The sequence below is a fragment of the Pseudomonas sp. NFACC14 genome, assembly GCF_900106885.1.
Lineage (GTDB): Bacteria > Pseudomonadota > Gammaproteobacteria > Pseudomonadales > Pseudomonadaceae > Aquipseudomonas > Aquipseudomonas fluorescens_AA.
In genome coordinates, this window is the sequence record NZ_FNOA01000007.1 from 160406 (window position 1) to 187165 (window position 26760).

The 26760-nt window shown below is 63.5% G+C and carries 7 protein-coding genes; 1 reads left to right on the plus strand and 6 read right to left on the minus strand.

From position 1 onward, the window contains the following. Positions 1-207: 207 nt before the first annotated feature. Both BLU85_RS13560 and BLU85_RS13565 read right to left on the minus strand, forming a co-directional pair. On the minus strand, positions 208-1638 hold the full coding sequence (locus BLU85_RS13560; RefSeq protein WP_092202996.1) for a diaminobutyrate--2-oxoglutarate transaminase: 1431 nt from the start codon (positions 1636-1638) through the stop codon (positions 208-210). 38 nt (positions 1639-1676) lie between these two features. Continuing rightward, positions 1677-1892 (minus strand): MbtH family protein, encoded by a 216-nt coding sequence (locus tag BLU85_RS13565; protein WP_092202994.1) that lies wholly within the window; start codon positions 1890-1892, stop codon positions 1677-1679. A gap of 203 nt (positions 1893-2095) precedes the next feature. On the opposite strand from BLU85_RS13565, the gene fhuF reads away from it, so the two are divergent. After that, on the plus strand, positions 2096-2833 hold the full coding sequence (gene fhuF / locus BLU85_RS13570; RefSeq protein ID WP_092202992.1) for a siderophore-iron reductase FhuF: 738 nt from the start codon (positions 2096-2098) through the stop codon (positions 2831-2833). A gap of 8 nt (positions 2834-2841) precedes the next feature. Here the strand turns inward: fhuF and BLU85_RS13575 are convergent, their stop codons facing one another. From BLU85_RS13575 to BLU85_RS13590, 4 genes are read right to left on the minus strand one after another with little or no spacing between them, the layout of a single operon-like run. Beyond that, positions 2842-4485 (minus strand): cyclic peptide export ABC transporter, encoded by a 1644-nt coding sequence (locus BLU85_RS13575; protein ID WP_092202990.1) that lies wholly within the window; start codon positions 4483-4485, stop codon positions 2842-2844. Further along, positions 4482-8267 carry a non-ribosomal peptide synthetase gene (locus BLU85_RS13580; RefSeq protein ID WP_256326582.1) on the minus strand — a complete coding sequence of 1262 codons (3786 nt, stop codon included), beginning with the start codon at positions 8265-8267 and terminating at the stop codon, positions 4482-4484. Before BLU85_RS13580 ends, BLU85_RS13575 begins: the two co-directional genes overlap by 4 nt. After that, complete coding sequence (locus BLU85_RS13585; RefSeq protein WP_170847610.1) at positions 8267-17287, minus strand: non-ribosomal peptide synthetase; 9021 nt, start codon at positions 17285-17287, stop codon at positions 8267-8269. The genes BLU85_RS13580 and BLU85_RS13585 overlap by 1 nt, the downstream gene beginning before the upstream one ends. A gap of 11 nt (positions 17288-17298) precedes the next feature. Next, a complete protein-coding gene (locus tag BLU85_RS13590; RefSeq protein ID WP_092202984.1) occupies positions 17299-26760 on the minus strand; it encodes a non-ribosomal peptide synthetase in 9462 nt (3153 codons plus the stop codon).

Here is a 26760-nt window from a genome sequence, read left to right on the forward strand (position 1 = left end):
TGCATCGAATCAGGAGAAAGCCTGCGAAGTGCAATCGGCCAGCTCTACTCAGTCCTTGACGGGCCTGATCTTGCCGCTGAACCCCCTGAATCCTCAAAGGATGCCGAAGGTTTACGGCTGAATACCGCCTCACTCCCGCCGCCGAGCGCGCCCAAAAAGCAATGCCCGATAAATCGGGGCATTGTTTCAAGCGTCACTGCCAGGTTTTTACGCGATGTGCAGCGCCCTTCCCTTGACCTCTGCCAGCGCATTGGCCAAAGCGACGTGGAAGAGTTCAACCAACACGTCGACTTCTTCAGGCTGGATAATCAACGGCGGCAGGAAACGCACAACGGCTCCATGGCGCCCGCCAAGCTCCAGAATGACACCCAGGCGCAGGCATTGGCGCTGGATGGCCTGGGCCAGGGCCGTGTCCGCTGCCGGTACACGGTTATCGCTCGGCGTATCGCTGACGATCTCCACCCCAACCATCAATCCTCGGCCGCGGACCTGACCCAGACACGCATAATCGCTTTGCAGCCGACGCAGATGCCCCATCAATCGTTGCCCCATGACCTCGGCGTGCCCAGGCAAGTCTTCGCCGATGATGTGGCGCAACGTTGCAGCCCCCGCCGCCATCGCCATCTGATTGCCGCGGAAAGTGCCGGCATGGGCGCCTGGTTTCCAGGTATCGAGTTCTTCGCGGTACACCATCACGGCCAGCGGCAGGCCGCCGCCGATGGCTTTGGAGAGCACGAGGATGTCCGGCTCGATATCCGCATGTTCGAATGCAAACAGTTTGCCGGTACGGCCCAACCCGGTCTGTACTTCATCGACGATCAGCGCCACGCCAAACTTGCGCGTCAACTGGCGCAGGCCCTGGAGCCACCGGATCGGTGCCGGGATCACCCCACCCTCGCCCTGTACGATTTCGACCACCACGGCCGCAGGTGGCAAGACGCCCGATTCCGGGTCGCTGAGCAGTTGTTCGATAAAATGCAGGCCTGCATCGATCCCGGCTTCGCCGCCAATGCCGAACGGGCAACGGTAGTCATAAGGGTATGGCAGGAACTGCACGTCAGCCATCAGCGAACCCAGGGCCTGTTTGGGCCCCAGGTTGCCCATCAGGCTCAATGTTCCCAGCGTCATGCCGTGATAGCCGCCAGAGAACGACAGGATCGGTTTGCGTCCGGTGGCCGTCCTGGCAAGTTTCAAGGCCGCCTCGATGCCGTCGGCACCGGTCGGACCGCAAAACTGGATGCGCGCATGGCGGGCAAAGTTTTCCGGCAGCGCGTTGAACAGGTCTTCGACGAAACGATCCTTGACCGGTGTCGTGAGATCCAGGGTATGCAAGGGCAAGCCCGAGTCGAGCGTTTGTCGCATGGCCGCAATGGCTACCGGGTGATTATGCCCCAACGCCAGAGTCCCCGCCCCCGCCAGGCAATCCATGAACAGTTGCCCCTGGGTGTCGCGGACATAAAGGCCATGGGCTTCCTGCAGCGCCAATGGAATACGCCGCGGATAAGACCGGGCATTCGACTCACGGGCGGCCTGGCGTTGCAGATACGGGTTGGTATTCAGTTCACGCGGCGCTTGCTGACGAAACTGTTCCAGCGTGAAGGTTGCGCTGGAGGGTAGACGGGGCTGGACGCTTTCCATATTGAATCCCTGAGGTGAAGAAACTCTGTCGCGGGCGATCAGCCCTGTCCTTGTTCCTGCATGGCCTGGCGCAAGCTTAGCGGGCGCATATCGGTCCAGACCTTATCGATATAGTCCAGGCACTCTTGCTTGCTGCCGCTCACGTCGAGCGTGCGCCAGCCGTTGGGCACACTTCGATAATCCGGCCAGATTGAGTACTGCTCTTGATCATTGACGACCACCAGAAAGCGCGTATCCGGACTGTCCAAACTCATTGCTTGCTCCTTGACGGGTATGACGGGAAGGACCCTACGATACAATACTAATAGTATCGATTCTCATTAATATCTCAAAATTTATGCTTGTTTCTCAAAATTTCATTTCGACGTCGAACAGTCGCATCGCGGCAATACCCTGTTTATACTTCGAGCCCTTCTGAACGATAACCTCTCTCAATTCGCGGTCCACGGATGAGTCGATGATCCCCAGCCTTGCCCCGCTGTTCACCGGTCCGCTCGCCGACCATGGTGAAAAGCTGCAACTGCGCAGCCATCCTCGTACGGACGTACCGGGAGACAGGTTCTTCGAGCCCGGGCATTTCAACGCGTTCGTCGACGACCTGCAGGCACGGTACAAAACCGATGAGCGCCTGGCCCTGGTCTCGCTGTGGTCCAAATGGTACTTCAGCACATTCCTGGCACCGGTGATGGCGGCCAATCTGCTCCAGCAATGCGATCTGCCGCTTGCCCTGGCCGACACGGGGATACAACTGGGCCATGACGCCAGGCCACAAGCGTTGCACCTGGCCCATGCGGGCCGCCCCTTGCCCCCCTGCACGGCCTTCGAACGATTCCATACCCTGATCGAGGGCCACCTGGAGCCCGTCATCGAAACCCTGGTCAGTGCCTCCCGGGCGTCGCCCCGGTTGTTCTGGAGCAATGCCGGCAATACCTTCGAGTTCGTCACCAGCCGGATCGACCTTCACCCGCTCGCCAACGCAGACAGCACCGCACCGGCCAGAGAAATCCTGACCAGCCGCCTGCGCCCCAATGGTCAGCGCAATCCGTTGTTCGCCCCCGTGCATTACCAGGATGTCGGCGAAGACGAGCCGCAGCGCCTGAGGCGCATCTGCTGCATTCGCTACCGCCTTCCCGGCGTCGGCTATTGCAGCAGTTGCCCCCTCGATGAGTGCAAACGGCAGGAACAGCCCGCCTGATGGCAACGCTATTTCGCCAGTTGAAACGGGTTTTCCGCCGTTCGGTCATAGTCCACGAGATGGCCGTAGTCGAGACGATAGACCCGGTCGGCGACATCGAAATAACGGTCGTCATGGGTGATTGCAATCACGGTCTTGCCGGCCGCCTTCAGCTCGGGTAGCAGTTCGTTGTAGAACACATGACGGAACACCGGATCCTGATCGGCCGCCCATTCGTCCAGCAGGAACACTTCCCGGCCTTCCATCATGAGCAGCAACAGCGCCAGGCGCTTGCGCTGGCCCTGGGACAGCGCCGTGGTCGACAGGCGCCCGGCCGCGAATTCAACCTTATGAGCCAGCCCCAGGCGGTCGAGATAGTGATCCACCCGCGCCTCGAGCCCTTCATGGTTGCCAGCCTCGCCCAGCACATCAGCGAACAGGTAGAAGTCGGCAAAAATGGCGGCGAAATGCTCGCGATGCCACTCACTGGTGCTGGCATCGAGTTCCACGCCATTGAGCGAAACCTGCCCCGAAGTGGGCACGTAGAGCCCTGTCAGCAGCTTGGCCAGGGTCGATTTACCGCTGCCATTGCCACCGACAATGAAAATCAACTCACCGCGACGAATCGACAGATCGATCGGCCCTAGTTCGAACGCGAACTCGTCACGCTGCCCCGGATAGCGATAGCGCACGTTTGACAGGCGCAACTCGCCGAACGGTTGTGCCGCTTGCGCAGGCGTCGTGAACTGCACCGTCTCACCCAGCGCCAGGGCATCGATGGCTTGCAAGGCGACATGGCCGCGAATGACCGCGGGAATGGCGTCGAGGATCATCGAGATCGGCGTGCGCAGAAACATGATCGCCAGCACGTAGCCCACCACCACCTGTTGGCTGAGCAACCCTAGCCCCTGGCCGAGAAAGAACAGCGTGCCAATGAGTACGAACACCAGCAGTGTCGTCCAGTTCAGGTTCACCGCCCACAAAGTGTCGGCCCGTACCGACGCGTCCAACGAGGCCCGCGCGATGGGTTCGAGCCTGTGTTCATAGAGCAAGTGGCGGCGTTCCCGGCTCAGGCCCAACTCGCAACGACCCTGGATGGCGGCCTCGAATTGTTCGGTCAGTTGATCATCCTGCCGTCGTACGGCCTGCATCAGGGTCTTGACCTTGCGCCCGAGCAATACATCAAGCCCTACTCCGAACGCGATCACCCCGAGGGTCAGAAAGAAGAACGGCAGGCTCAGCCAGGCCATATAGGCCAACCCTGCCAACAACAGTAGGCCGTTGTACAAGGAGATCGGCAGCTGCTTGAACGCCGTGGCGACGGTGGTCACGTCCTTGGTCAGCGCGTTGTAGATACGCGGGCTGCCCAACCGCTCGATGCGTTCGAGTGCAGTGCCCAATACCTTGCCCACCAGCCGCAGGCGCAGTTGGTAGACCAGGCGATGGCCGATCTGCACCAGCAACCATTGCGAGATGACACCGCTGATGAACAACAGGATCAGCAAACCGCCGAACAGCAACAAGCCCCGGCCCATATCATCGAGACCATGATCCAGGCTGCGGTTGATGTAGCCGATCAGGCCGATGCTGGTGGCTGCACTCAAGGCGCTGCTCAGGATCGCCAGCAGAATGCGCCATCGAGCGTCATGCAGCAGTTCTTTCAATAGGATCATGAGGCCGACACCACCTTGGCAGAGGTTTCCAACAGTAAAGGCAACAGGTTTTCGACCAAGCGCGGCTCCCCCAGTATCTCGTGATGGCCCACGTCCAGCGTCCACTGGTGGACAGCCTGGCGGGTATGCGCTTGCCACTGGGCGCGCAAGTCGGCATGGGCATTGCCGCGCCAGAGCCACAGCGGTACATCGACGGTGGGCAAGGCATATTCGTACAAACGCAGCTTGATTGCCCGATACTGCGCCAATAGTGCGAGCAAATCAGCATCGGCGGCTTCCCATCGCAGATGCGCACGCACCTGGGCATCGTCGAGCAACCGGGCAACGCCCTCGGCGTAGTCAAGGCCGGCCAGCAGCCCCGTCAAGCGCTCGCGCAGCGACTCGCCCATGGGCTGGGCGTGGCTGCGGCAATAGAAGGCGACATCGGCAATCAACTGGCCCGCCTCATCGCCCTCGCCGGCCAGGCTGCGCTGCGCATCATGGTCGAGTACTGCAAGCCCTTCGACGGTAAAGCCGTTGGCTTGCAGATGGGGGATCAGCGCCAACGCCAGGCGCGACGCCAGGCTCCAGCCCAGCAGCACCAACGGACGCTGTTTCAACTGCGCGGGGATGCTTGCCACGTATTGCTGCAACAACGCGTCCATGTCGCCCTCACCCCAGCCATTTTCCAGGGCGGCCAGGCCAAAGACAGCGGCTTTGCCCCTCAGATTGTCCACCAGAGGCTGATACGCCTGCAGGTGCCCTTGCGCGCCGTGTACCAGCAGCAAGGCCGGCGACTGCTCATCCGCGTCATGCAAGACTTTCCAAGGGCCACCGCCGTCGTCGCTGCCCAGGCCGTGGACCAGTTCGCGCACGGTATGCCGTTCGAACAGCAGGTTGGTTGGCAATTCGAGCGACAGGCGCTCGCGAATCAGCGAGACCACTTTGATCGCCGCCAGCGAGTGCCCGCCAACGTTGAAGAAGTGGTCGGTCACCCCCAGGTCGTCAACGCCAAGCACCTCGCACCAGATGGCCAAGATGGCAGTTTCCAGCTCGCCGACAGGTGCCACGCGGGTGCTCTGCAAGCGTTGCCGGGCACGTTCGAGCAGGTTCTTGCGATCCAACTTGCCATTGCTGTTGAGTGGCAGCGTCTTGAGCGCAAGGACAGCGCTGGGCAGCATGTAGTCCGGCAACTGGCGAGCCAGGGCGGCACACAGCTGTTCGGTGGTCTGCCCCCCGGTCTCGTCCCTGACCACGAAAGCCAGCAAGCGTGCATGATCGCCTTCGCCGTCCAGCAGGACAGCGGCCTGCAATACGCCTGGCTGGGCCAACAACGCCTGCTCGACTTCCGCCAGTTCCAGGCGAAACCCGCGGATTTTTACCTGTTGATCATTGCGTCCAAGCATGCGCAGTGCGCCATCGGCCTGGCGCAAGGCGAGATCACCGGTGCGATACAAGCGGCTGCCGCTGAGCGGATCGACACCAAAGGCGCTGCCACCGACACCGCCCACATAGCCGCGCCCGACACTGGCGCCGCTGATGCAAAGCTCCCCGGCCTGGCCGGGCGGGACCGGTCGTTGCTGGTCATCGAGCAAGTGGATGCGGTTATCGCCCAAGACCTGATTCAAGGCGCTGCCACTCACGCCCTGGTCGATATCGATCGCCCGCCACAACACCCCTACGGTGGTCTCCGTCGGACCGTAATGGTTGTACAGGCGACAGGTGGGTTTCGCTTGGGCCAAACGGTTCAGCAGAGGCTCACCGATCGGCTCGCCGCCCAGCACCAGGACCCGGCGCGGAAGCACTGCCTGGGTCGCGTGTTCGCCCATCAGCGCTTCGAGGTGCGAAGGGACGATCTTGAGCACGTCCAACGGGTAGCGCTGAAGCGCTTCGGCGAACGCCCGGGCATCCGTCACGGTGGACTGCTCCAGCACATGCACGCAGCCGCCCTGCAACCAGGCAGGAAACAGTACGGTATTGCCAAGATCCGCCAGCAGCGAGGACACCAGGCCATAGTGCCCGGCCTCGGGCAACTGGAGCGCGCGAGTCACCTGCGTGACGTAGTGGCGCAATTGACCTTGTTCGATCTGCACACCTTTAGGCTTGCCGCTGGTCCCTGAGGTATAGAGCACGTAGGCCAGGTCTTGCGCCGTGCCCTGCACCGGCGAATCGAACACCGGCCCGGTGCATGCCTGCGACCAGCACAGCGTGTTCACCGAGGTATCGGGCGCTAGCCCCTCTGCGTGCAGCAACAACGCAGGTCGAGCATCATCGATGATGCCGGCCAGACGCAGGGGGGGTTGTTGAGGGTCCAGGGGCAGATAGGCAGCACCGACCTTGAAGCAGGCCAGCATCGCGATCAGCATCTGCGCCCCACGCGGCAGGTACAGGCCGACCACTTGCTCACGGCCGACACCGGCCTGACGCAGGCTGCCGGCAACCCGATCGCTCAGGGCATCGAGTTCGGCGTAAGAGAATATTTGCTCCCCATAGCGCAGCGCTGGCCGGTCCGGTTGTGTCCGGGCGTGTTCGCGCACGGTGGCGACGATATCGAGATCCGGTGCCAGGGCGGGACGGGTCGGCAACGCCGACAGTTCCTCGGGCAAATGGGCATCGACGCCATGGATGGGAGCGTTGGGCGACTGCAGCAATTGTTCAAGCCAATGGGCGAAGCGCTTGAGCACCATCTGCACCTGGACTTCACGGTACAGGCCACAATCGTAGACCAGTGCCAGCTCTGCGCTGCCCTGGGCATCGAGCGTCAGCTGCAATTGCAGCTCGACCGGTGTATCGAAGGACAGGACCTGCAAGCCATGCAGCGACGGTGCATGCACGACACGCAGCCCGGTCTGGAAACTGGCGCGCCACTCTGGCAGCAACTGGGCCTGGCCGACATATTCCTGCCAGGCCACGGCGTTTTCCAGTTGCCGCGCCAATGACCGCGCCAGGTTGACCAAGGTGCTGTGCTCGGACAACTGCACCATCATCGGCAGGGTCTGCTCGAACAGCCCGAAGGCGCCCGATAGCTCCTCGTAGTCATCACGAGGATCGTGCTGCAAACCCAACTGGCCGTGCTGCTGCCCATTGAGCCTGCCCAGCAATGCCCCCCAGGCAGCCAGGACCAGTGGCTCGACAGCCACACCTTCGCGCTCGGCCAGGGCCGTCAAGGCCGCCGGCAGTGTCTGCGCAAGCGCTAGCCGGACGACGGCATGGCTGCCGCTGGCGATGCCATAGCGTTCGATCAGGCGCATGCCCGGCACTTCCTGCAGGGCTTGGTTGCGCCAGAACTGCGCGCCCTGCTCGGCATCTTCGTCCAGTTGCAGGCCATTGATCCATTCGACGTATTCACCGTACTGCATGGGGTCGGCGTCCAAGGGCGCGGCGCGACCCAGCAACTGCTCCTGCAACTGGATCAGGCTGCGCGGGTCCAGCGAATACACCGGGACCGCCAAGAGCAACCAATCGTCGAGCAACCAGGCCAATACATCGGGTTGTTCGGCCAGGCAACGTTGCTGGGCATCGCTCAGCCATGTTTGCTCATCGTGCCCGTCACCCGAGCGCCCCTGACGCCAGTTCAGGCGCAGGTCGCCTGGCTCGACCACCCGTTGACGCAGGCCGGTGGCGCCGACCGGACGCTGGTAGCGCAGGCGCAACGCCTGATGCTGCTGCAAGCCGTCGCGCAGGCGCTGTTCGACGATGCCTCCGGGCACGCCCGCCAGCTGCATGCGAACCCAGCGCCAGGCGTGCGGATTGGCCTGGGCCAGTTGTTTTTGCTGGGGTGAAAGCGTGAGTCCAAGGTCCATCATGGTTTCCACTCTACCTGTGTCTCTTCGGTCTGCGCCGGCGCAGCCATCACTTGGTCACGGCCATAGATTTCCCCCATGGCCACGACGATTTTGCGCTCGCCTTCGAACGGGTCCCGGGCGTGTGCCGCCATCATGTTATCGAGCATGACCACATCCCCCTGTTGCCAGTCGAAACGCACGGCACAACGGTCATAGGCCGTGTTGATGGCCTCGATGGCCTCGGGCTCGAGTTCGGAACCGTCACCGTAAAACACCTGCCTGGGCATCGAGGCTTCACCGTCGCGTAGAAACTGCTCGCGCACATCGGCATCGAGAAAGGCCGGGTGATACAGCTGAATCTGATTGAAGAAGCTCTCCTCTCCCGTCAACGGGTGCAGGATGACCGCGGGACACACCTGCCGGGTGTGCAGATCGTTGGCGCCGCGCCACTGGAACTCGATATTGCTCTCACGGCAGATCCGTTCGACGTCGGCACGCTCCTGGGTCTGGAAGAAATGCTGCCAACTGACGTCCAGGCTGGCGCTGAAATTACGCACGTACATCAGTTGCTTGCGTCGCAGGTTCACTTGCAGCCAGGCCGGCAGTTCTCGGTAGACCTGGCGGCTGTCGACAATCGGGGTCGCGCCACCGGACGTGGCCGGCGTCTGGCAGTAGAACCATTGCCGGCGCGGCCAGCGATGCTGATGAGCACTCTCGTTGTGAAACAGGATCATCCGGTCCTTGGGATAGGGCGTGGACTTGTAGATGTTCTTGCCACCCTCCTCCTTTGGCAGGTCACCGTACTGACCATACAACTGAGGACACAAGGCCTGGCAAAAAGCTTCGAACGCCGCCGGCGTCGGCAAATCAAAGCCACGGAAGACAATGCCACCGTGTTCGAGCAGCCAGTTTTCGACCTTTTCACGGTTGGCTTCAGCCCAGATGGCCGGCGCCAGTTCACGGTCACGCAGCCGAATCGACAAGGGGAACTTCGAGCCTTCGCGCAGCGGTCGGGCTTCGAAGGGCTCGCGGGTGACAGGCGACCCGCTCTGGCGCATCTTGCCCAATTTGCTCATTTTGCGTTGCAACGGATTGTCCGTGGACATTGCGACAACTCCTCCTGGAGTCAGAATCAAGGTATCGATTGGGTTGTCTGGCGCACCGAGGGCCAGGTCCAGCAGCGATTGGAAGGCATCACGCAAGCGTTCAACCGTGCCCCGGCGAAACAGGCTGGTGCGATACACCCAGCGCAGGCTGATCCCATCGCCGTCTTCGCTGGCGAACAGGGCCATGTCGAACTTGGAATGGTGCTGCTCGCCCGTCAGTGGCTCGACCTGCAAGTGGCCAAGTTGGCGTTGTTGCCGCGGCGTGTTGTCGAGCACGAACAACGTTTGCAACAGCGGATGCACATTCGCCACCCGTGGCAGTTCCAGGCATTCGACGACACGTTCGAACGGCGTGTCCTGCCAGGCGAACGCTTGCAGGCAAACCTCCCGGACCTGCTGCGCTTGCTCACGGAAACTCAACTCCGGTTGCAGGCGGATACGCAAGGCCAGCAGATTGACGAAGAAGCCGATCAGAGACTCCGTGGCAGGATGCTCGCGGTTGGCCACATCCGTACCGATGACCAGGTCGCGTCCTTGGGTTTCGCGCTGCAGCACGGCGGCATAACAGGTCAGCAGCACCATGAACGGCGACGTTGCGCTGTCTTGCGCGAAGGCCTTCAACCGGCCAACCGTGGCCGCCGGCAATTGAAAGTCCAAGGCCGCCCCGGCGCCGTTGTCTCGCTCCGGACGTGGGAAATCGAAAGGCAATGGCACTTGCGCGGGAATGCCGGCCAGAGCCTGTCGCCAGAAATCCAGGCCTTCACGCTGACGCCGCTGTACCGCCGCAGAACCTTGCCATGCCGCGTAGTCGACGTATTGGATCGCCAGTTCGTCTTGTGGCGGCAGAACACCCGCGCTGTACGCCTCGTAACCTTGGATCAGCTCATCGACCAGCACTGCGCCGGACCAGCCGTCGGAGGCAATGTGGTGCATGACCAGTTGCAGCACATGGTCCTGCTCACCGAGGCGGTACAGGACCGCCCGCAGCGGTGCCTCGCCACCGAGGTCGAACGGTCGCAGCGCAATGTCGCGGGCATCAGCCGGCCACTGCGTCGCGCTCGATGCAATCACTTGCAACGCCACCGACAGGTGTTCGTGAATCCGCTGGTACAACTCGCCGCCGCGCTGGTGATACGTGGTGCGCAAGATGGCATGGCGTTCCACCAGCCGATGCAACGATCGCTCCAGGGCGTGGCTGTCCAGCTGGCCGCGCAAGCGTACGTTGCTGCTCATGTTGAAGCTGCTGTCAGCCAGATCCAACTGTTGCATCAGCCAGACCCGCTGCTGCGCCGAGGACAAGGGTTGATCGATCTGTCGGTCGACATGAGGAATCTGCAACGAAGCCAGGCCTAGGTGAGGCGCAAGGCCTTCGATGCGCTGCGCCAGGTCCGCCAGCACCGGCGTTTCGAACAACCAGCGCAACGGCACTTCAAGGCCCTGTTCGCGCAAGCGCGCACGCACCTGGGCCGCCATCAGCGAATGCCCGCCCAACTGGAAAAAATGCCCGTCGGCAGGAATCTGCGGTCGGTTCAACACCGCCGCCCAGACCTCGGCCAGTTGTGCCTCGCTGGCCGTCAGCGCACGCTGGACGACACCCACACCGCCGACGTCCAACTGCACCTGTGGCAGTCGTTTGCGATCCACTTTGCCATTGGTATTGAGGGGCAACTGCTCCAGTGCCTGCAAATGCGTCGGTAACATGTAGGCCGGCAAACGCGTCTGCAAGTAGTTGCGGATCGTGGCTTCGTCAGGCGGGTTGTCGGGACTGGCGACCCAGAAGGCGGCCAGGTGCTCGCCTTGCACGGTCACGACCGCCTGCAGCAGCTCGGGGTGGCTGAGCAGCACGGCTTCGATCTCCCCCAGTTCGATGCGATAACCGCGCAACTTGATCTGATCATCGGTGCGACCGAGGTAATACAGCTGCCCATCGGGCTGCCAACGCGCCAGATCGCCCGTGCGGTACAACCGCCCGCCCTCGCGGCCGAACGGATCGGCAATGAAGCGTTCGGCGGTCAACCCCGGCTGCCCGGCATAACCGCGGGCCAGGCCGTCACCGGCGATATAAAGCTCACCCACACAGCCGGGAGGCACTTCGCACAGGTGCTCATCAAGGACGTGGCAACGGGTGTTGAGCAGCGGCCGGCCAATCGGTGCGACGGGCGATTGCAGGGCATCGATCGGCGTCTGGGTGGACCACACCGTGGTTTCTGTCGGGCCGTAGACATTGACCAGGTGCGCCACGCATTGCCTGAGTTCGCTCGCCATCTCCGCCGCCAGCGCCTCACCGCCGGCCAGGGCCACACGCCCGGCCAGTGCCCGGCGATCGCCTTGCAACAGCATCGCCCAGGTGGCCGGCGTGGCCTGGATCAGATCCACGGCCTGGTGCTGGATCAGGCGCGCGAGCAACACCGGGTCCTGTCGCTCTTCATCGTCGGCCAGCACCACCGTGCCACCGCGTACCAACGGCAGGCACAGCTCCAGGCCGCAAATGTCGAAGGTCACGGTGGTCAGGGCCAGGTAGCGCTGCACGTGTTCCAATGGCAGCGCCTCCTCCATGGCCAGCAGGAAGTTGGCGAAACTGCCGCGACTGATCTGCACGCCCTTGGGCTGCCCGGTCGACCCCGAGGTGTAGAGCGTATAAGCCAACTGCTCAAGCGTTGTCGGCAAGGCCGGGGCTTGAGCGGAACACTGCGCCAACGGCAGGTCCGCCCACAGGCAACTGCGCAGGTGCCCGGGCAAGTCTGCGGACAGCGTATCGCAGAGCAGCAATTGCGGCCGCGCCCGGGTGAGAATCTGCGCCTGGCGTGCCGGTGGGTGAGCCGGGTCGAGCGGCAGGTAGCCGGCACCGGCTTTCTGGATCCCCAACAGGCAGACCAGCAGCCGTTCGTCTCGAGGCAGGCAGAAGGCAATCGTCGATTCCTGGCCGATGCCCTGCGCCAGCAACCAGTGGGCCAGGCGGTTGGCTTGGGCATCCAGTTCGGCGTAGCTCAAGCGGCGATCGGCGCAGCACACCGCGATACGATCAGGATGAACGGCGGCCTGTACTTCGAAGCGCGTGACGAAATCCGCTTCGCCATTCAAAAGCCAGGACGTGCCCGCCGTAGCCAGGCTGGCGACTGAACCCAGGGGCACTTCCAGCAAGCGCTGCTGAAGATCGACGTTGGCCAGGCTGGCGAGCAATCCCTGGTAATCCTCCGCCAGTCGTTGGCTGGTGCCAGGGCGCACCAACGCGGTGGCGTACTCGACGATCAAACCGGTGCGGGCGTCGGCCCCACGGCCTTGGCTGAACACATTGAACGTCAGGTCGAACTTGGCACTCACCACGCCATCCGGCAACGCCAGTGACGCCACGCTGATGCCGGGCAGGCTGAGGCTGCGCGCATCGCGGTGGTCAGCCTGATAGTTGAACATCGCCTGAAACACCGGCGTGCGGTCCAGGCTACGCTCGACATCCAGCATGTCCAACAATTGCTCGAACGGCAGCGCCTGATGGGCCAGGTCACTGGCCAATCGCCCGTTCAGGTCGTGGATAAAGGCTTGCAGGCTTTGCCGGGCATCGATCTGTACCCGGTGCGCCAACGTGTTGACGAACAAGCCGACCAATGCCTGGCTCTCGGCCGATTCGCGCCCCGCCACTGGCAAGCCAATGGCGAAGTCCTTGCGCCCGCCATGACGCCAGAGCAGCAGTTGATAGGCGGCGAAATACAGCACGAAGGGCGTAACCCCCAATGCCCTGGCCCGGGCATCGATAGCCGCGCTCAACGGGCCAGGCAAGACAAACTCGCTACGGGCACCGGCGTACGCCTGCAGTGCCGGACGCGCGCAGTGGTCCGGCAACTCCAGCGGCTCGTTGCTCAGGCCTTGCAAGCGTTGTTGCCAATACGCCAGCAACTGGCTGCCCTGCGCGCCTTCCAGCTCGCGCCGCTGAGCTTCGATCAGCGCCAGCAACCCGGTGGTCGCGGGTGCGGCCTGGTCCTGGTAGATCAACGCAAAATCCTCAACCAACAAGCCCATGGACCAGCCGTCCACGGCAATGTGGTGCACATTGAAGAGCAACCGGTAGTCACCCGGCGCCACACAAAACAAGTCGATTGCCAGCAACGGTCCCTGGACCAGATCGAAAACGCGCTGGGCGGCCGTGGCGATGGCCGCGACCTGTTGCGACTCATCCAGGCCATGGAGGTCATGCACGTTGAAGATCGCACAGGCCGTCTCATCCAGGCGCTGCCAGACCTGCCCTTGTGCTTCAAAGAACCGGCAGCGCAAGGCGTCATGCCGCGCGACCAGGGTCTGGCAGGTGCGTTGCAGTCGAGGCACGTCCACGTCACCACGCAAGGCCAGCAATTGCGTCACGTTGTAGGCCGTCGCAGTCGGATCGAGCTGTTGCATGAACCACACCCGTTGCTGGGCGTGGGACAGTGCACGCGGCGACGCCAAGGCTTCGGTTGCCGGCGGTGGTGCAACGACCGGTGACACTGAGGCAGTCAGTACCCCGGCCAGTTGCCGGGCGGTGGGGTTTTCCAGCAGTTGCCGGGGCATCAGGCGCAGTTCGGCCTGACGCAGGCGCGCGATCAATTGCAGGCTGAGGATCGAATCCCCGCCCTCGGCAAAGAAGTCAGCGTCCGGCCCCAGGCCGGGCTGCCCAAGCAGTTCGCGAAAGGCCGTGAGGACGGTCAGCACCACGGGGTCCAACCGCCCATCGATGCACAGGGCCATGGCCGCCAGGGTGGGATGTTGCAGGACATCGCGCGGTTGTAGCTTGAGCCCTTCGCGCGAAGCCAGGCCGATCAATTGCAGGCTCAGAATCGAATCGCCGCCGAGGGCAAAGAAATCATCTTCGCGCCCGACCTGGGTGCAGCCGAGGATCTGGCACCACAACTGCGCCAGGCGCTGTTCCGTGGCGCCACTGGGTGGCCGAGCGGAGACAGCGGACGACGCTTGCTCAGCCGGTTCAGGCAATGCACGTCGATCCAGCTTGCCATTGGCCGTCAGCGGCAATGCATCCAGCACCGACCAATGGCTGGGCACCATGTGCTCCGGCAATTGACGCCTGGCCTCGGCTTGCAGGCTCGCCAAGACTTCGGCTGCCAAGGACGGACTGAGGTACGCCACCAGTTGCGTGCGCCCCTTCACTTCACAGGCCAGTACCACCCCTTCGCGCACCTGAGGCTGAGCATTGAGCCAGGCGCTGACTTCGCCCGGCTCAACGCGAAAACCACGGATCTTGACTTGGTCGTCCTGACGCCCCAGGAACACCAACCGCCCGTGGCGATCCAGGCGAACCCTGTCACCGCTGCGATAAAAGCGTTGCCCCTGGGGTGTGGAACCGAAAACCTGGGCGGTCAGCTCCGGTTGACCGAGATAGCCCTGGGCAACCTGAGGACCACCGATCAGCAACTCACCGGCGACACCCAGCGGCACGGAGACATCGTTGCCGTCGACGATGCGCAGCTGGCAGTCCGATAACGGCTGTCCCAAGGGCAGATACCGCCCCGAGTCCAGCGAGTCGGGCGCGAGGATTTCGCCACAAATCACCCCCACCGTGGTTTCCGAAGGCCCGTAGTGGTTGAAGATGCGCAGTTGCGGCGCCAATTCGCGCACCCGTGCGAACAAGGTGGGGTCGAAACCCTCACCGCCCAGGATCAACAGATCCCTGGGCAAGACCCGTCGGGCATCGTCCAGGGCCAACAGACCGCGCAAGTGAGAAGGCGCGATCTTCAGGCAATCCACGGGATGCTCGTCAAGAAAGTCGGCCCAGCCGGGCGGATCGAAGGTCAACGACGCAGGCGGCAGAATCAGCGGATCGCCGGCGCTCAGCGCAGCGAACACGCACGTCAGCCCCAGGTCCGCGGCCACGGTCGCCAACGTCGCCCAGCGGCTGCCCGGCTTCGCTTGCAGGCGTTGACCCACCGCGCTCGCGTAATGCGCCAGGTTGCCGTGAGTGACCAGGACGCCTTTGGGCTGGCCGGTAGAACCCGAGGTATAAATGAGGTAGGCCGGCAGGTGTGGCTGGCTGAGGCTCTCACCCGGCCCCTCGGTGGCCACGGCGGACAAGTCGGCGGCGCCGAGCACCAGGCGCGCCATGTGGACACCGGTCTCAGGGGCATCGGCCAATGTCACCCACAGGCTCGCGCCACTGTCCTGCAAGAGCTGCGCAAGTCGCTGTGGCGGCTGTGCCGGGTCGAGAAACAGACAGACCGCTCCACGCTGCCAACACGCCAGCGTCGCCAGCAGTTGTTCCGCGCAACGCGGCATGCACAGCGCAACCACCTGCCCCGGCCCAACGCCCTGGCCGGCCAATCGCGAAGCCAAGGCGCGGCTTGCGGCACCGAGGCTGGCATAGTCGACGCTTCCCTCGACGCTGCGCAAGGCCGCAGCGGTCGGCGTGTGCGCTGCCCAATGAAGCACCTGCTGGTCCAATGGCAAGGGGATCGCGCCCAACGCGGGCCCCCACACCTCGCTCGGCGGCGAAGCCAACTGAAGCTCGGCCAGACGGCACTGGGGATGACTTGACGCCTCTTGGAGAATCGCCAACAAGTCGTCCAGCATCTGCTCGACCGTCGCCGCCTCGAACACTTCATCGCTGTATTCCATCTCACAACGCAGGCCCGAATCGGCGCTACGCACCAGGCGCAGCGTGAGGTCGAAACGTGCATGACGCTGCGGTGGATCAAGGACTTCAACCGCGACACCCGGCAATGTCAGGGTGCGGCTCTCGGGCAAGTCCACCTGGACGAACATGACCTGAAACAGCGGACTCGAACGTGGGCGCTCGATATTTTCGAGCACCTTTTCAAACGGCAGTAACTGATGATCGAAGGCGGCGGCGACGGTGTCGCGGGTGCGCAGCAGCGCGGTGGCGAAGTCCGGGTTGTCGTGCAAGCGCTGACGGATCACCAGGGTATTGAGCAGCGGGCCGATCAACGGCACCAGCTCTGGACGATCGCGTTGAGCGGCCGAAGTGCCCAGGCACAGGTCAGTCTCGCCGCTGTAGCGCGACAGCAGGCAACTGAAAGCCGTCAGACCGTAAATGTACAGCGTCACCCCATGGTTACGAATAGCCGCCTCGACCGCTGTCGCCAGTTGCGGCGACAGCGTCCGGGCAAGCACTGCGCCGCTGTGGCGGCGTTGAGCTGGCGCCGGACGTGGGCGGTCCAGGGGCAATGCCAGCGGCGCTGGCGCATCGGCCAGCTGTGCGCACCAGAAATCGATGTGCTGTCGGCAGCTTTCGCTGTCCAGCCACTCCTGTTCCCAAGCGGCATAGTCGGCGTATTGGATGCTCAGTTCGGGTTGCCGGGCAGGCTCATCCACTGCCAGCGCCCGGTAAGCCTCGGCCAGTTCAAGGGTCAGTTGTTGAGCTGACCAGGCATCGTAGGCCACATGGTGAATGGTGAAGAACAACCAGGTCGATTGTTCCTGCGCATCGCTGAACGCCTGCCAGCGCCAAGGCGCCGACTGGCTGAGATCAAAAGGCTCGGCCAGTTGCCGGGCGTACTCATCGGCGCACCACTGTTCATATTCGCAAGCCGCCAGGGCCAGCGGTTCGACGCTGGGCCGTGGTACTTGTTGCGCCTCGCAATGAGACTGCAACTGTCCTTGCGCGTCGGTCGTGTAACGGGTACGCAATATCTGGTGACGGTCGGTCAACTGTTGCATGGCCTGTTGCAAACGTTCGCCATCGAGGCGGCCGTCGAAACGCAGTACAGAGCACAAGTTGTAAAGAGCACGACTGCTCAGAGCCTCCGCCGACAGGAAACGCCGCTGCGCCTGGGCCAACGGCAAGCGCCCATCTTCGGCGAGCATGGCGGGAACGATCGGCAGGCGCCAGCTATCGATGCCCTTCTCGGCCAGGCGCTGGCGAAAGATCTTTTTCTTGTCCGCGGGCAAGGAAGCCAGCCGCTGCGCAATCTCCAGGAAAGCTTGTTGCGTCATCGCACTCATCCTTACTCTTCCATCTCTAATAACAGGCGCTGCATTTCGTCCAGGGCCTGGTCGGTCGTGGGCCCTTGGGGTTTCTCGATCTGCTCGGCGAGACCGGCAATCGTCGGGTTGTGGAACAGGCTGCGCAGCTCGATCCTGATCCCGAAACGACTCTCGACCTGGGTCATCAAGCGCATCGCCAACAACGAATGCCCGCCCAGTTCGAAGAAGCTGTTGAACACCCCCACTTGCGGCAATTCGAGCAGGTCCTGCCAGATTTCGGCCAGTTGCTGCTCCAGCTCGGTGCGCGGCGCCACCCCCTGTACCGTGACTGGCTGCGGCGCCGGCAAAGCCTTGCGGTCGATCTTGCCGTTGGCATTGAGGGCCAGGCGCTGCTGCGTGATGAAACCCGCCGGAATCATATAGCCTGGCAACAGGCCTTCCAGATACCGACGCAGTTCCGCCTGGTCAACGGCGCTCGGTGCTTGCAGCCAGGCGAACAGGCTTTGGCTGCGCGGCTCGATCATCACCACCGCCTCCTCCACACCCGGGTAACGACGCAGCAGCGATTCGATCTCGCCGGGCTCGATGCGGAACCCGCGCACCTTGACCTGGAAATCGCTGCGACCGACATAGGCCAGTCGACCGTCATCGCGCCGGCGTACCAGGTCGCCAGTGCGATACATGCGGCTGCCAGGCTCGCTGGCATAGGGGTCGGGCAGGTAGACCGCTGCCGTGGTCGCAGCGGCGTGCTGATAACCACGGGTCACCCCCGCGCCGGCGATATACAGTTCGCCGGTGGTGCCCAGCGGAACCGGACGCAGCCTTTCATCAAGCACATAGCAGCGGGTATTGAGCAGTGGCGAGCCAATGTCGGCCACACCGGACGGCACCTCTTGCAGCGCCTGGGTGGTCGACCAGACGGTGGTTTCGGTCGGGCCGTAGGCGTTGATCAACACCACGCCCCGACTGCGCAGCTCGGTCACCAGCTCAGCGGGAACCGCCTCACCACCGATCAGCCCGCGTACCGGCGGCCAGTCGGCCTGGGCGGTTTCCAACAGGATCTGCCAGCCGGCGGGAGTCGCCTGGAACACGGTCGCGCGGCGCAGCAAGGCAAACAGTTGGTAACCATCGACGACCTGCTCGCGACGAGCCAACAGTATGGCCGCGCCATTGACCAGCGGCAGGAACAGCTCCGGCTTGCACATATCGAACGCGTAAGTCGTGCTGGCCAGCCAGACATCCGCGGTGCCAAGGGGTAATTGCCGATCGAGACCGGCCAACAGGTTGCTCAGGTTCTCCCGTGTGACCTGCACGCCTTTCGGGGTGCCGGTCGAGCCCGAGGTGTAGATCACATAGGCGCGCTGCGCGGGATGGATCGCCTGCACCGGATTGTCGGGACTGCACGCCTCCAGCGACAACTGATCGAGCCAGATATTGTCGACGCTGCCCAACACATCGCCACACAGGCTTTCGCTGAGCACCAGGGCCGGACGTGCATGCTCGATGATGAAGCGCAGGCGATCCGCCGGGTGCTGTGGGTCCAGCGGCAGGTACGCCGCACCGGCTTTGTGAATGGCCAGCAGGGTTGGCAGCAACCATGGGCCTCGCGTCAGGCACACCGCAACCAGGTCATCCGTGCCGACGCCGCGTGTACGCAACCAATGGGCCAGGCGATTAGTAAGGGCGTTGAGCTGGGCATAGCTCAATTGCTGATCCTGACAATCGACCGCCAACGCCTGGGGCGTCAGCGCCACTTGACGTTCGAAACGGGCAATCAGGTCCGCTTCGCGGGGCAAGGCCTCGGCCGTCTGGTTCCATGGGCGCAGGGCCAGGGCATGATCGGTATTGGCCAGGTCGATGTCCCAGAGGCGCGCCTGGGCATTTTCCAGCATGCCTTCGAGCAGGTGCAGGTATTCGTCTGCATAGCGTTGGGCCGTCCGGGCCAGGAACAGGTCTGTGTTGTATTCCAGCACGCATTGCCAGTCATCACCGTATTGCTCGATGTGCAGGCCGATATCCACCAGGGCGCTGTCGCTTTCCACAGCCAGCCGCTGCGCAGACAAGCCGGCGAAACGCTCCTCGCCCTTCGCGGTATCGCGCTGGATCAGGTTGAACAACGCCTGGAACAGCGGGGTGTGGCTGAGGTCGCGGCGCACGTTCAACGCTTCCACCAAGCGTTCGAACGGCACGTCCGCATGCTGCTGGGCAGCCAGGTGAGTGGCTTGCAGCTGCTGCCAGAACTGTTCGACCGGCTGCCGGGCATCGATGTGGCTGCGCAACACTTGGGTGGTCGCGAAGTAGCCGATCAGGTGATCGGTGTGGGCCTGGTGGCGATGGGCGACTGGCAGGCCGACCCAGATTTCACGTTGGCCCGAGTGCCTGGCCAGGAGGATTTTCCAAGCGGCCAGCAACGGCGCGAACGCGGTCAGCCCATGGTGTTGCGCAGTCTCGCGCAGACGCCTGACCAACGGTGCCGGCAGGCTGAAGCGCAGGCGCTGGCCGTTGTAACCTTGCTCGGCGGGCCGTGGCTTGTCGGTCGGCAGGTTCAGCACCGGCGGCTCCCCTTCCAGGGTCTGCCGCCAGTATTCAAGCTGCGCTTCGATACGCGCCTGCCCGGCCGGGCTTTGCCAACTGGCTGCGATGTCCGGGAACTGCAGCGGCAGCGACGGCAGGCAAGGACTGCGCTCTTCCAGCAGGGCCTGGTAAATCAGCTGCAGCTCGTCGAAGAAAACTTCCAGCGAACGGGCATCGGCAATGATGTGGTGCAAGGTGACCTGCAGCACGCTCAGGTTCTGGCCCTGATACACACGAACCCGCCACAGCGGTGGCGCCGTCAGGTCAAAGGGACGTTGTGCTTCCTGACTCAGTTTCAGCGCGAAGACGGGCGAATGTTCGTCTGTTTCCAGCGCCTCGAAGCTCAACGGCACGGTCGAGTGTGCTTCGACAGACTGCCGCGCCCCATCGGCCGTGTCGCTGAACACCGTCCGCAGACTGTGCTGGCGGCTGCTCAGTTGGGTCAGCGCCTGCTCCAGCAACGCCGGTTGCAGGTGACCTTCCAGACGCAAGGCGAGAGACAAGTGATAAGCCTGGGTATCCCCCTGCAGGCGATCGAGGAACCACAAGCGCTGCTGGGTGAAATGCAGCGGCGCCAGGGATTCCTTGAAAGGACGCAGGATGCCCTCGGCTTCAACGTCCTTGGCCGCCACCTGCGCCGCAAAATCGCGCAGGACGGGCTGCTCGAACAGCGTGCGCAAGGGCAGGCGCCGGCCATGCTGCTCGGCAATGCGTGCCACCAGACGCGCCGCCAGCAACGAATGACCGCCCAGGGCGAAGAAGTTGTCGTGCGCACCGATGTCGGTGCATCCCAGCAGTTCCTCCCAGAGTCTGGCCACCTCCTGCTCCCATTCGCTCGACAACGTGCCGCGCTGGCCGTCGCGTTGTTGCGGCGCCGGCAATGCCTTGCGGTCTACCTTGCCGCTCGGGCTTAGCGGCAGGGTGTCCAGGCGAACGAACTGGCTCGGCAACATGTAGTCCGGCAATTGCGCACCGAGTGCCTTGCGCAGCACTGTTTCATCCAGCGCATCGCCGGCGTAGTAACCCACCAGGCTCGCTGTTTCACCGCTGCCCAGCAGCACGACAGCCGCTTCGCGGACCCCGGGAATACGGGCCAGCAGCGCTTCGATTTCACCCAGTTCGATCCGGAAACCGCGCAGCTTGACCTGGAAGTCCAGACGTCCCAGGTAGTCCAGACTGCCTTGGCTGTTGCGGCGGACCCGGTCGCCGGTGCGGTACATGCGCGCACCGGGCACGAACGGATCCGGCAGGAAAGCCGCCGCGGTCAGGCGTGGCGCGGCGAAGTAACCCCGACCGAGGTTGGCCCCGGCCAGGTACAGTTCACCGGGCACCCCAGCGGCCACCGGCTGCAAATCGGCATCGAGGACATACGCGGCGGTATTGGCCACCGGACGCCCGATCGGCACCTCCACGCCCCCCTCATCGCCACTGCGCAGTTCAAAGGTGCTGTAGACCGTCGCTTCTGTCGGCCCGTAACCGTTGATGACCCTGGCACCCCGGCCCTCCATGGCTTCGGCCAGTGCGCACGGCAAGGCCTCTCCGCCGGAAACGGCCCGCACGCCTTGCCAACTGCGCGAGGTATGCGCCACCAGCATCCGCCAGGTCGCTGGCGTGGCCTGCATGATCGTTGGCTGCCCGGCCATCAGCAGTTGATCGATCGCTTGCGGATCACGCGCCTGCTCGCGATCGGCCATCAGGATGCTGGCGCCCTGTGCCAACGGCAGCAGCAATTCGACAATGGCAATATCGAAGGTCGCGGTGGTCAAGGCCAGGACCCGGTCCCGGGTCGTCATTGGCAGGGCCTGCTCCACCGCGAGCATCAGGTTCATCAGGTTGCCACGGCTGATTGCCACACCCTTGGGCTGCCCGGTGGAACCGGAGGTATACAACACGTAAGCGAGCTGCTCCGCCGTCGATACCGGCGCCTTGTAGCGATCGGTCGCGCTCGCGGCATCGATGTCCAGCAGCGCCACGCCGCTGTTCCATTGCGCCAACACCGCCAGGCTCGCGGCAGTTCCCAGGCACAGCGTGGGTCGCGCCGCCTCAAGGATGTAACGGCCACGTTCCGGCGGCGTATCTTCGGCCAATGGCACGTAGGCGGCACCGGCCTTGAGAATCGCCAGCATCGCCATGGGCAAGCGGGCGTCACGGGGCAGACTGAGGGCCACTCGATCCTCGATGCCAACGCCATGGGCCTGCAAGGTTGCCGCCAGTCGCTCGGCAGCCCGGTCCAGCTGGGCGTAGCTCAGGCGCTCATCACCAGCCAGCACGGCCAGCGCTTCGGGTTGACGGGCTACCTGAAGCGCAAAGGCCTGGAGAATATCCTGATGGCCCGTGACGCCAGGGCTCTCGATGCGGGCCGGGGAGGTTTCGCTCGATTGCCACGCCAGCTCGCCCAAGGCTCGCCCCGGCTGCTCCAGCAGCGCATCGAGCAAGGCCAGGTACTGCTCGGCCATCGCTTGGGCGGTCTGTTCGCGGAACAGGTCGCTGCTGTATTGAAGGCTCAGGCTGATGCCGTGTTCGCTGTCACGCACGTCCAGATGCAGGTCACACAAGGCGCTGTCCGGACGATTGTCCAACGGCTCGGCGATCACATCGGTCAGTTCGAAACGCTCCAGGGCATTGCCCGGGAAGTAGTTGAACATGGCCTGGAACAGCGGGTTGTAGCTCACCTGCCGAACCACGCCGAGTTGCTCGATCAAGTAGTCGAACGGCAAATCCTGATGGGATTGAACCGACACGGACAACGCTTGCAGTTCGCTCATCAGTTGCAGCAGGCTGCGTTCACCCGACAGTTTCTTGCGATACACCAGCGTGTTGACGAAGCAACCGACCAGGGGTTGCAGCACCCCATGGTGCCGGTTGGCCACGGGAACGCCGACCAGAATGTCGTCTGCGCCGCCACGGCTGCGCAACAGCAGCTGGAACGCGGCCAGCATCGGGATGAAGTTGCTCCAGCCATGGCGGGCGCTGAAGGCGCGCAAGCGTGCCGCCAGGGCGTCGGGCAGGCGCCGTTCAACACGCCCACCGGCCTGGCTCGCCTGGGCAGGACGAGGAAAGTCGGCCGCCAGCTCCAGCACCGGCAACTCGCCAGCCAACTGCTCGCGCCAGAAGGCCAGTTCCTGCTCGCACGCCTTGCTGTTCATCCATTGGTGTTGCCAGAGCGCGTAGTCGGCGTACTGCATCGACAGGGCCGGCAGCGCGGTCGACAGCCCTTGCCGCAGGTCGCGGTACTGCTTGCACACCGCATCGATGATCAGCTGCAACGACCAGCCATCGGCCACGATGTGATGGCAGTTCAACGACAGGACAAAAGCATCCGGTGCCAGGCGATAGAGTCTGGCGCGCAGCAACGGAGCCGTTTCCAGCACGAACGGTGTCATCGCATCCTGACGCAGCAAATCGTGCAGCGCCTCTTCGCTCGGCACGTCGATCAACGGCAAATCGAGCTCGGTGCGGGCCAGGATCACCTGGCTCGGCCCTTGAGCTTCGTTGATGAAACCGGTGCGCAACACTTCATGCTGATCGACCACAGCCTGCAACGCAGCCTGCAGATCGGCGATGTGCAACTGGCCGGTCAAGCGAACGGCGCCCGCCAGGTTATAGGCAGGGCTGTGGGGATCCAGTTGTTGCAGGAACCAAAGCCGTTGCTGGGCAAACGACAGCGGCAGCGTCTCAGGACGCGGCAACAACGTGGGCGCTGCCTTCACGGTGCCGGCCTGGTTTTCCAGCCAATCGGCCATGGCGGCGATGGTCGGGCGCTCGAACACCACACGCAGCGGCACATCCTTGCCCGTGAGTTTGCCGATCAGGCCAATCAGTTGCGTGGCCAGCAGCGAGTGACCGCCCAGCTCGAAAAAGTTGTCCTCGACCCCCACCTGGCCGAGCCCCAGCACGCTTTGCCACGCCTCGACCATCTGGCCTTGCAACTCGCTGCTTGGCGCAACGTAGCGGGCCTGGCTCTGGGCGGCGAAATCCGGGGCGGGCAAGGATTTGCGATCGATCTTGCCGTTGCCATTGAGGGGGAAGCGCTCCAGGAACACAAATGCGCCTGGCGTCATGTAGGGCGGAAGGTTGCCCAGGACATGCTCGCGCAAGGCCTCGATGCTCGCTTGTGCCTCCCCCACCACATAGGCCACCAGCACCTTGGAACGTTGCTGATCATCACGGGCGACGACCACCGCTTCCCGGACGCCGGGGTAACGGCTCAGGCAGGCTTCGATTTCGTCCAGTTCGATGCGGTGTCCACGGATCTTGACCTGATGGTCGGTCCGGCCCACGTATTCAAGGTCGCCATTGGGCAGGAAGCGCGCCAGGTCACCGGTGCGATAGAGCCGGGAACCATCGTTGGCGATCGGGTCCGGCAGGAACACCGCCGCCGTGCGCGCCGGGTCTGCCATGTAGCCGCGGCCGACGCCGACACCGGCAACGAAAATCTCCCCCACTGCGCCGGCCGGTATGGGTTGCAGGTCGGCATTGAGCAGGTACAAGCGATTGTTCAGCGTAGCGCGACCGATGGGCACGTTGATGCGCTGTTCCGGCAGACGTTCGAGCAACGGATGGAAGGCGACATCATCGGAACACTCGGCTGGCCCGTAGGCGTTCATCAACGGGATGGCGGGATAGCGGTCGAACCAGCGACGCGCCAAGGCCGGTGGCAGCGCCTCGCCGGTGGCCAGCACCCAGCGCAGGCGCGAACGCTCGAGCCCTGCATCGAGCAGGCTCTGCATCAACGATGGCACGGCTTCGAGGATACTGATGTTGTGCCGTTCAATGGCCGACGCCAGCGCATCGGGGTCCTGCACGATGCAATCGCCAAGGATCACGGTGCGTGCCCCCAGCACCAGGCCGGCGAGGGTCTGCCAGACAGAAATGTCGAAGCATTGCGGCGCGGTCTGGGCAATGACATCGCTCGCATCGAGCCCCAGCCCCGGCAGTTTGCCGAGGATGTTGTTGAGCATGCCGGCGTGCGCCACCATGGCCCCCTTGGGGGTGCCGGTGGAACCGGAGGTGAAGATGCAATAGGCCAACGAACGGTCGTGAACCGGGAGGTTCAGGTCCTCATCGCTGTAACGGCTCAATAGCGCAGGATCATAGCGTACGGACTTGGGACGCTGTTCGAGCAGGTCCACCGCCTCCATCGCCAGCTCACCCTGCCCCGCACTGTGCACCAGCAACGGCGTCCGGCTCTGGCGCAGGACCTGGGCCAGCCGCTGAGGCGGGTTGCGCGGGTCAAGGGGTAGCCAACCGGCACCGGCCTTGAGGGTGGCGACGATCATCACGACCAGGTCCAGGCCACGCTCGTCGAACACCGCGATCAAGTCGTCGGCGTTGACACCTTGCGCGCGCAGATGCCGGGCCAGACGGTTGGCGGCGCGGTTCAACTGATCGAAGGTCAGGCTGTTCTCGCCGTGCACCATGGCGATGCGCTCGGGCGTCTGGCGAACCTGTTGCTGCAATCGCTCGATGTACAAGGGTTGCAGCAGCTGTTCGTCGGCTGCCAGGCCGCCACCGGCCCAGACCTGATGCTGGTGCGCGATTTCACGCTCGTCGAGCATCGCCAAGTGGTGCAACGGTGTCCCTGGATTGCTGTGCAGGGCGGCGCCGATGTTCAGCAGCAACGTGCGGAAGTGGCGCAACATCTGCTCGATTTCTTCGCGCAGGAACCAGTCGGTCTGGTAGGTCAATTGCAAATGCAGACGCTCACCCGGAACGATCACCACCGTGATGGGATAGTTGGTGTGGGTGCGGTTGGCCATGTCGCTGATCAGGTAGTCCAGCTGCCCTTGACGCAAGTCGGCGGCAATGGGCGCGTTCTCGAACACGAACAAACTCTGGAACAGGTCCTGGCGCTGCACTTCGCTCCAGCGCTGGATGTCGGCCAGGGACACACTTTCGTGTTCGCGCAGGCTCAGGTTCTCGGTCTGCAAGGCCTTCAGCCATAGGGCCAGCGCATCATCCGGGCGCCAGGTCCAGCGCAGCGGCAGGCTGTTGATGAACAGACCGACGATGCTTTCCATGCCTTGCAGGTGAACCGGCCGACCGGCCACCGTAATACCGAACACCAGGTCGCGATCGCCGCTGTAACGCGCCAGCAGCAAGGCCCAGGCCCCCTGCACCAGGGTGTTCAAGGTGATGCCGTGTTGGGCTGCCGCGTTTTGTAGTGCCCGGGTCTGCTCAAGCTCCAGATGTTCGACGCAGTCTTCAACGGGCTCCGCAGCCCCCTGGATCCGGCCGACATGACCGAAGCCAAACTCGTTGGGGGTGTCGAACCCCGCCAGGCGCTGTTGCCAGAACGCCTGGTGGTCCTCCGGCTTCTGGGTTTCCAGCCAGCGAATGAAATCGCGGTACGGGCGCGGCGCCGGCAGGTTCAGGCGACGACCTTCCTGGGCGGCCCGGTAGCCGTTGAGGAAGTCCATCATGATGATCGAGAAGCACCAGGCGTCCATCAGGATGTGGTGATAGCTGCGCACGAACTGGTAGGTGTCGGGCGCCAGCTTGTACAGTCTGACCCGCATCAGGGGCGCCTTGGTGAAATCCAGTCCCTGGGCCCGTTCTTCACTGAGCAAGGCCTCCAGGCGTTCCTGTTGCTCGCCTTCGCCTAGATGCGACCAGTCTTCGTAGGTAATCGGCAGTTCGACCTGTTTGTGCACGACCTGCATCGGGCGCTTCTGCTGCTTCCAGACAAAGGAGGTGCGCAGCAGCTCATGGCGCTCCACCACCTGCGCCCAGGCCTGACGGAAAGCCGCCAGATCGAGATTCGGCATGACCATGACATGACGGTATTGCAACAGGTACATACCCTTGCCCGGGTGCAGCAGGCTGTGGAACAGCAGGCCCTGCTGCATGGGAGCCAGCGGATAAATCGCTTCGATATTGCGCGAAAGTGCTTTGACCTTGTCGTTCAT

Coding starts and splice junctions, on each gene's coding strand:
- BLU85_RS13575 (WP_092202990.1), bottom strand. CDS start 4,485: ATGATCCTATTGAAAGAACTGCTGCATGACGCTCGATGGCGCATTCTG.
- BLU85_RS13590 (WP_092202984.1), bottom strand. CDS start 26,760: ATGAACGACAAGGTCAAAGCACTTTCGCGCAATATCGAAGCGATTTAT.
- BLU85_RS13560 (WP_092202996.1), bottom strand. CDS start 1,638: ATGGAAAGCGTCCAGCCCCGTCTACCCTCCAGCGCAACCTTCACGCTG.
- BLU85_RS13565 (WP_092202994.1), bottom strand. CDS start 1,892: ATGAGTTTGGACAGTCCGGATACGCGCTTTCTGGTGGTCGTCAATGAT.
- BLU85_RS13580 (WP_256326582.1), bottom strand. CDS start 8,267: ATGGACCTTGGACTCACGCTTTCACCCCAGCAAAAACAACTGGCCCAG.
- fhuF (WP_092202992.1), top strand. CDS start 2,096: ATGATCCCCAGCCTTGCCCCGCTGTTCACCGGTCCGCTCGCCGACCAT.
- BLU85_RS13585 (WP_170847610.1), bottom strand. CDS start 17,287: ATGACGCAACAAGCTTTCCTGGAGATTGCGCAGCGGCTGGCTTCCTTG.